Consider the following 7,939-nt stretch of genomic DNA (forward strand, 5'->3'; position numbering starts at 1 on the left):
TCCCTCCACAGCCCCGCCCACGGGGACCCCCGGCGCGAGCCCGTCGAAGCCCCCCGCGGCGACTCCGGGAGCGCGCGCGGCGGCCTCGAAACCGCCGCGGGCGGTCGCCGCGGAGGTGCCGTCGGCGGGCCGGATCCGTCCCGGTGTCACCTACCGCGGACTCGCCACGCACTACGACGCCGCGGACGGCAACGGCGCCTGCCTGTTCGGCCCGAGCGACGGCCTCATGATCGCGGCGATGAACCACACCGACTACGAGACGTCCAAGGCGTGCGGGGCGTACATCCGCGTCCGCGCGGCGAGCGGAGCAGCCGTCACCGTCAAGATCACCAACGCGTGCCCGCTGCCCTGCGCACCCGGTCAGATCGACCTGAGCAAGCAGGCCTTCGCGAAACTCGGGGCCCTGTCGGCGGGGGAACTCTCCATCACATGGAGCCTGTTGAGCCCCAGTACCTCCGACACCGTCGCGATCCGTTACAAGACCGGTTCCTCCCAGTACTGGTGCGGGATCCAGGTCGTCGGTCACCGCAACCCGGTGGCACGGCTGGAGGTCAGGGCCGACGGCGCCTGGCGTTCGCTGTCCCGCACCGAGTTCAACTACTTCCTGTCCGAGCAGGGCACCGGCTGCGGTGGCGACCTGCGGATCACCGACATCTACGGCGAACAGCTCCAGCTCGACGCCATCGCGGTGCGCGCGGACGTTCTGCAGCCGACCGGTGTCCAGTTCCGGCAGCACTGACGCCTTGACGTTCCGGCGGTCCTGAACCCTCTCACCGCCGTCCTCGCCGGTCCGGTCCACTGCGTCGGCCGGCTGGTCCGAGGGCCGGAGACCAACGAAGCGGCGCCGTCTCCCCGTCCAGGGGAGGCGGCGCCGCCGCGTGCGGTCGCCGTCAGCCCACCCGGTCGCCGGCGGTGACCGGGTGGACCTCAAGGCCGGGAGCGGCCAGCAGGTCGGCGATCAGTTGGGGGGACCCGCCGACATAGGTGCTCACCAGGTCCACATCGCCGCCCAGGCACCAGGCGCGGTCGTCGGGCCACCACAGGTCGGGCAGTTCGGCGAACTCGTCCAGCTCCACTGGGCTGACGGCGTCGGCGAGGGTGCCGGAGAGGAGTACCTCGTCCCGGCCGGGGGTCTCGAAGGAGGGGAACCGGTCGAAGTCCCAGCGGCCGTAACCGTTCCACAGCCCGAACCAGCAGTGCTCCGGGGTGCGGGTGTGCCGGGCCAGGACGGGGATCAGGGACAGGGCGAGTGCGGGCGGGGTCGGCCCTTCCGCGGGATGCTCGTCCCAGACGCCGGGCAGGCCGTACTCGGAGGCGTTGACGTGGTCGAGATCCGTGCCGGTCACCTCGTGCCAGGCCGTGTCGGGCTCCACGACCCTGCCCAGGGCCGCAGCCACCGTCGCCCACCGCACCGGCCGTTCGTCCAGCGATGCCGGATGCAGCACCCGCGCGTAGGCGGCGAACCCCGGTGCGCAGACTCCCGCCACGGTCCCGAAGTCGCCGTGGCCGGGGGCCCGTTCGGTGAGCCATCCCGCGGGGCGGAGGTCACCGGGCCGTACCTGGAGGCGTCCGTACCGCTCGGGAGCGGGCTCCCTGTCGACCAGGGGGAGATCGTCGTCGCCCGACAGGCCCGGATGAGGGTACGCGAGGGAGTGCGGGAGGGGATTGTCGTCCATCCCGCCCATCATGCATGCCGTCGGGCGGCATATCGCACGTTCGGTGCCGTCGGTGCCGGGTTCGGTGGGGGAGAAACCGACGGCAACGACGCTTCCCCTTCCACCACACGTCCCGGTGGACGGGCACCCATCGGTCGACGACCGCGGCCGGGTCGAGCCCGGTCTCCTCGGCCAGTTCGCGTCGCGCCGCCTCCAGCGGTGTCTCGCCCGGTGCTCGACGCCGCCACCGGGCGGTTCCCACAGCGGGTTTCCGTCGAAGGGATCACGCCGGTGCAGCGGCAGCACACGTCGCGCGGCGTCCGGGCAGACGACCCGGGCAGCGCGGCGGTGTGTCGTGTCCACCCCCCGACGACAGGCGGCGAGGTCTCAGGGACCCGGCCCCGGGTCGGGACGGACGGGGGCCTCGATGCCCGCGCGTGCCGCCTCCAGCTGGGCGGCGAAGGCGATACCGAGGAACAGGGCGATCGCGGTGACATTGGCCCACAGCAGCAGTGCGACGAACGCGGTGAGCGGGCCGTACACGGCACCGAAGGAGTCACTCCTGCCGACGTAGAGCGACAGCAGCCAGGTCGCCCCGACCCACAGGACCAGGTGCACCGCGCTGCCGAAGGCGAGCCAGGTGTAGCCCGGCTGCCTGCGGCGCGGAGACCACCGGAAGACGGCCGCGGACGCGACCCACGCGAGCGCCAGACCCACCGGGATCCTCAGCGCGCCCCACCAGCGATGCCCGCCGCCGGTGCCGAGGGTGTCGGCGACGGCGTCGCCGAGCGGCCCGCCGGCCACGAGCGCCACGAAACCGAGCACCAAAGGCATGCCGGCCACGACGGACAGCAGGAGCGCGCGTCCGTACTTGCGGGGGAAGGGGCGGTCGCGCTCGATGCCGTAGATGCGGTTGGCGCCCCGCTCTATCTGGGCCATCGCGGAGGCGAGGTTCAGCATGGCGAACGCCAGGCCGAGCCAGAGCGCGAGGGTGCTCCACATGTCGCCGTGGGCGCTGTTCCGCGTCCCGGCGAAAGCGTCCTCGACGAGGTCGGCGCCGGTACCGGGCACGATGTCACCGAGCGTCCGTTCGATGACCTGGCCCACGGAATCGGTGTGCACGGACGTCGCCAGACCCACCAGGGCCAGGGTGAAGGGCACCAGCCCGAGCACGACCTGGAAGGCGAGTGCCCGCGCGTTGGTGAAGCCGTCGGCGTAGCGGAACCGGGTGAACGAGTCGACGAGCAGGGGTAGGCCGCCGTAGCGGCGCAACGCGACCAGCGCCTCGTCGCCGGAGAGTTCCGTCCCGATCATGTCCCTGGTCTGCGGCACGTGGACGGCGGTTCCCATCTCGGACAGGCTCCCTGCGCTCGGCCGGAGGTGGCTCCGGATCGCTGCCTGTCCGACTGCTCCGGACAGGCAGCGACCGTACCTGAGCCGGGACCGCCATGTGCTGTCGGCCCCGGCTCGGGGGAGTCTTCCGGGCAGGGAGGCCTGCCCGAAGGAAGGGCCTCTAGTCGACCTGGGCCCAGTCCAGGGTGCGTTCCACCGCCTTCTTCCAGCCCGCGTAGCCCTCCGCGCGCTGCTCCTGCGACCACTGGGGCTGCCAGCGCTTGGACTCCTGCCAGTGGGTGCGCAGTTCGTCGGTGTCACGCCAGAAGCCGATCGCCAGGCCCGCCGCGTAGGCGGCGCCGAGCGCGGTGGTCTCCGCGACGACCGGGCGGCTGACGGGGACCCCGAGGATGTCGGCCTGGATCTGCATGCACAGGTCGTTGGCCGTCACACCGCCGTCGACCTTGAGGACGTCGAGGTGGACACCGGAGTCCTGCTCCATGGCCTCGACGACGTCACGGCTCTGGTAGCAGATCGACTCCAGGGTCGCCCGGGCCAGATGGCCGTTGTCGTTGTAGCGGGCCAGGCCGACGATCGCGCCGCGGGCGTCGGAGCGCCAGTACGGAGCGAACAGGCCGGAGAACGCGGGGACGAAGTACATGCCGCCGTTGTCCTCGACCGTGCGGGCCAGGGTCTCGCTCTCGGCCGCGCTGCTGATGATCTTCATCTGGTCGCGCAGCCATTGCACCGCGGATCCGGTGACCGCGATGGAGCCCTCCAGCGCGTAGACCGCCGGCTCTTCGCCGAACCGGTACGCCACCGTGGTGAGCAGCCCGTGCTGTGAACGGACCAGCTCGGTACCGGTGTTGAGGACCAGGAAGTTGCCGGTGCCGTAGGTGTTCTTGGCCTCGCCGGGGGCGTAGCAGACCTGTCCCACCGTGGCTGCCTGCTGGTCGCCGAGCACCCCGGTGATGGGGATGGCGGCGCGCAGTGGCCGGGAGGTGCGGGTGACGCCGTATGCCTCGCGGTGGGAGGAGGCGTTGATGGTGGGCAGCATCGCCCGGGGGATTCCGAAGAAGCCCAGCAGTTCCTCGTCCCAGTCCAGGGTCTCCAGGTCCATCAGCATGGTCCGGCTGGCGTTGGTCACGTCGGTGGCGTGGATGCCGCCGTCGGGGCCGCCCGTGAGGTTCCACAGGACCCAGCTGTCGGTGTTGCCGAAGAGGGCGTGGCCCGCTTCCGCGGCCTCGCGGACCCCGTCGACGTTCTCCAGGATCCACTGGATCTTGCCGCCGGAGAAGTACGTCGCCGGGGGCAGGCCCGCCTTGCGGCGGATGACCTCACCCTTGCCCGAGCGTTCCAGGGCCGCGGCGATGGAGTCGGTGCGGGTGTCCTGCCAGACGATGGCGTTGTAGTAGGGGCGTCCGTTGCGCGGATCCCACACCACCGTGGTCTCGCGCTGGTTGGTGATGCCGATCGCGGCCAGGTCGTCCGGGGAGAGGTTGCCGTGCCGCAGGGCGTTCTGCATCACGGAGTTGGTGCGTTCCCAGATCTCCACCGGGTCGTGTTCGACCCAACCGGAGCGCGGAAGGATCTGGGCGTGCTCCAACTGGTGCTTCGCCACCTCGTTGCCGGCGTGGTCGAAGATCATGAATCGGGTGCTGGTGGTGCCTTGGTCCACCGCGCCCACGAAGTCAGCCATGGGGTGCCGCCTTTGCTGCGGGTGCCGGCGCGCGGGTCGCGATCGCCGGCGCTCGACTTGCGGGTGTCAGCGCTTTTGGTCGGGTGAGGGGACACGGCCGGGAGGTTCCGGCTCCGCCGTCGGCAGGAACCGGCCGATGAACGCCTTGTACAAACCTGCGCCGAGCAGACCGCCGATCAGGGGACCGAGGATCGGGACCCAGAAGTAGAGGTTCCCGTACTGATCTCGCCAGGCTCCGCCGTAGCCGGTGAAGAAACTGGCCAGCCGGGGGCCGAAGTCACGTGCCGGATTGATCGCGTACCCGGCGTTGGTTCCCCATGCCATGCCGATGGCCACGACGATCAGGCCCACGATGAACGGGGCCAGGTTCGCGCCCGGCGGGTTGTTGAGGAGGTCCGTGATGGCCAGGACCAGCAGCAGCAGGATCGCGGTGCCGATGATCTGGTCGCGGAAGGCGCCCCACTCGTGCACCGGCAGGTTCGTGTTGCCGTTGGCGGGGAGTGTGGAGAACACACCCTGTGTCTTGATGGTGTGACCGGGGTCGGCCTTCGCCAGTGCCTCGGTGTAGTTCCACCGGACGAGGAGGGCCGCCACGAAGGCGCCCGCCGTCTGCGCCACCGCGTACGGCGCGACCTTCCACCACGGGAATCCCTTGAACGCCGCCAGGGCGAGGGTCACCGCGGGATTGATGTGGGCGCCGCTCAGCCGGGCCGCGACGTAGACGCCCAGGGTGACGCCGAGGCCCCAGGCCCAGGCGATGCTGTCGTGGTTTCCGAGGCCGCCCGGCGGTGTCGTCAGGGCCCCGCCGGCGACCACTTGGGCGACGACGCCGCATCCGAAGAGGATGAGCACCATCGTGCCGGCGAACTCGGCCGACAGTTCGCCGACCAGTCCCGACCTTTTCAATCGCTCAGCCATGGAAGCTCGCTTCCCGCCGGTCGACGGAGACCGGCTCTCGACGTACCGAGCCCTTCCGCCGTCAGGATAAGTCGATAAGCCCGATATCGCTCTAATGGAGTCTTGAGGCCGATATGTACGCTGTTCGACGGCTCGGGGGGATGTGTCGCCTGGTGGACTCGGCTGTTCCCGATAGGGTGTTTTCATATGAAATGTTGCCTGGTGGTTAGGTCGTGCGGTGGACGCTCACCAGACGGCGGGACCGGTACCGGAACAGCCCTCCACGGCTGTCGGGTACGCGGGTGTGCTGCGCGAACTGCTGCCGATCGCCCTGTGGCGGGAGGACGCGGACGGACGCATCGCGGAATGGTCGCTGGCCGCCCAGGACCTGCTCGGCTACCGGCCCGAGGATGTGCTCGACCGGCCCGCCTCGGCACTGCTCGTCCCCGAGGGCAACGGTGAACTCGCCGACCAGTTGACCCGCCGCGTCCACGCCGGGGAGACCGTGGTCGGAACCCTCTGGGTGCGCCACCGCGACGGCCACCAGGTGACGATGGAGATGTGGATCGTCCCCGCCGCCGACGCGCGCGGACGGGCCGGCGCGCTCCTGATCGCCGTCGAGACCTCCCAGGTCCTGCGCATGCGGGACTCGCTCGCGGCCCTGGAGAGCCTCTTCAGCCAGTCGCCCATCGGCCTGGCCACCCTCGGCACCGACCTGCGCTTCCTGCGGGCCAACGACGCCCTCGCCCGGATGAACGGCCTCTCCGCCGCCGAGCACGTGGGCAAACGCCTCACCGAGGTCGTGCCCGGCGTCAACGCCGCGGACCTGGAGTCGACGATGCAGAAGGTCCTCGACCGGGGCACCGCCGTCGTCGACATCCGGCGCACCGGACGCACCGCGTCGGACCCCCATCACGACCGGACCTGGTCCTGCTCCTACGCCCCCCTCGTCGACGGCGCCGGCCGGACACTGGGCCTGATCGCCTCCCTCATCGACATCACCGAGAGCCAGCGCGCCGAGGCCGACGCCGAGCGGGCCAGACGCCGCTTCGCCCTCCTGGCGGAGGCGGGCACCCGCATCGGCACGACCCTGGACCTACGGCAGACCGCCGAGGAGGTCGTGCAGATGCTGGTGCCCCAGCTCGCCGACTCCGCCGATGTCCAGCTCCTCGAAGAGGTCATGCAGCCCGACGAGTCCGCCGCCTCCACCCAGGGCGTCGTCCGGCGCATGGCCGCCCACTTCCCCGACCCCGCCGCGCCCACGGCGAAGCTCGTGCCGGGTACGACGTCGCAGATCCCGCACGGTTCCCTGTACGAGCGGGTCATCACCGAGGGGCGCCCCACGAACCTGTACCGCTCCGACGTCCCGGCACTGGTCACCGACCCCCGCTCCGACGACCTGCGCGAGTACCTGATGACCCTCGGTTCCGCCCGGCTGATCCCCCTGGTCGCCCGCGGCAAGGTGCTCGGCGCGGTCGTGGTGACCCGGCTCCGCAGCCGCGAGCCCTTCGACGAGCAGGACTGCGTCCTCATCGACGAACTGGCCGCGCGCGCCGCCCTGAACATCGACAACGCCCTCATGTACACCCGGCAGCGCGCGGCGGCCCTCACCCTGCAGCGCAGCCTGACGAACAGCGCGGTGCCCGTCGTCCCCGGCCTCGAACTCACCGGACGGTACCTGCCCGCCAGCGAACACGACGTCGGCGGCGACTGGTTCGACGTCATCGCGCTGCCCGAGGGCAGAACCGGACTCGTCATCGGGGACGTCATGGGCCACGGCATCCACGCCGCGGCGGTCATGGGACAGCTCCGCACGGCGGTGCGCACCCTCGCCCGGCACGACATCCATCCTGCCCGCCTGCTCCGGTCGCTGGACGCCGTCGTGGCCGACATGGGCGAGGACGAGATGGCGACCTGCGTCTACGCCGTCCACGATCCCGCGTCCGGCGGCTGCCTGGTGGCCCGGGCCGGCCACCTGCCGCCGGCCGTGATGGCACCCGACGGGTCGATCCTCTTCCTCGACGGACCGCCCGGCACCCCGCTGGGCACGGGAGGGCACGAGTTCCGCGCCGAAGAGGTCCCGCTGCCGCCGGGCAGCCTGCTCGTCCTGTACACCGACGGCCTCGTCGAAGACCGCGGCCGGGACCTCGACCAGGGCCTCGACCGGCTCGCCCAGGCCCTGCGGACACCCGGACGGTCCCTCGCGACACTCTGCGACGACGTCCTCGGGCAGATGCTGCCGCACCCCGCGCTCGACGACGTCGCCATCCTCATGGCCCGTCCCCAAGAGGCGGACGGCCCCGCCGGGCAATGACGGGGCCGTCCGCCTCTTGGGGACGGGCCATGAGGATGGCGA

At 71.2% G+C, this 7,939-nt stretch carries 7 protein-coding genes; 2 read left to right on the top strand and 5 right to left on the bottom strand.

Annotation, left to right across the window (positions count from 1 at the left end; genetic code table 11):
• Positions 1-739: expansin EXLX1 family cellulose-binding protein (locus P1P75_RS37250; RefSeq protein WP_319263781.1), on the top strand; the 739-nt coding region annotated here is incomplete at its 5' end.
• Between the two features lie 151 nt (positions 740-890).
• On the opposite strand, the gene P1P75_RS37255 is transcribed toward P1P75_RS37250, so the two are convergent.
• From P1P75_RS37255 to P1P75_RS37275, 5 genes are all read right to left on the bottom strand, one after another.
• Positions 891-1,628 carry a hypothetical protein gene (locus P1P75_RS37255; RefSeq protein WP_319263788.1) on the bottom strand — a complete coding sequence of 246 codons (738 nt, stop codon included), beginning with the start codon at positions 1,626-1,628 and terminating at the stop codon, positions 891-893.
• On the bottom strand, positions 1,546-1,917 hold the full coding sequence (locus P1P75_RS37260) for an NUDIX domain-containing protein (protein ID WP_319263782.1): 372 nt from the start codon (positions 1,915-1,917) through the stop codon (positions 1,546-1,548). The genes P1P75_RS37255 and P1P75_RS37260 overlap by 83 nt, the downstream gene beginning before the upstream one ends.
• Before the next feature lie 125 nt (positions 1,918-2,042).
• On the bottom strand, positions 2,043-3,005 hold the full coding sequence (locus tag P1P75_RS37265) for a YihY/virulence factor BrkB family protein (protein ID WP_319263783.1): 963 nt from the start codon (positions 3,003-3,005) through the stop codon (positions 2,043-2,045).
• Positions 3,006-3,168: 163 nt separating this feature from the next.
• The gene (gene glpK, locus P1P75_RS37270; RefSeq protein ID WP_319263784.1) at positions 3,169-4,686 is read right to left on the bottom strand and encodes a glycerol kinase GlpK; all 1,518 of its coding nucleotides are present in this window, start codon (positions 4,684-4,686) and stop codon (positions 3,169-3,171) included.
• Positions 4,687-4,752: 66 nt separating this feature from the next.
• The gene (locus P1P75_RS37275) at positions 4,753-5,604 is read right to left on the bottom strand and encodes an MIP/aquaporin family protein (protein WP_319263785.1); all 852 of its coding nucleotides are present in this window, start codon (positions 5,602-5,604) and stop codon (positions 4,753-4,755) included.
• A gap of 217 nt (positions 5,605-5,821) precedes the next feature.
• Between P1P75_RS37275 and P1P75_RS37280 the strand changes: the two genes are divergently transcribed.
• Positions 5,822-7,897 (top strand): SpoIIE family protein phosphatase, encoded by a 2,076-nt coding sequence (locus tag P1P75_RS37280; protein WP_319263786.1) that lies wholly within the window; start codon positions 5,822-5,824, stop codon positions 7,895-7,897.
• The last annotated feature ends 42 nt before the right edge of the window (positions 7,898-7,939 follow it).

This window comes from Streptomyces sp. ID05-39B (assembly GCF_033794725.1).
Taxonomy (GTDB): domain Bacteria; phylum Actinomycetota; class Actinomycetes; order Streptomycetales; family Streptomycetaceae; genus Streptomyces; species Streptomyces bobili.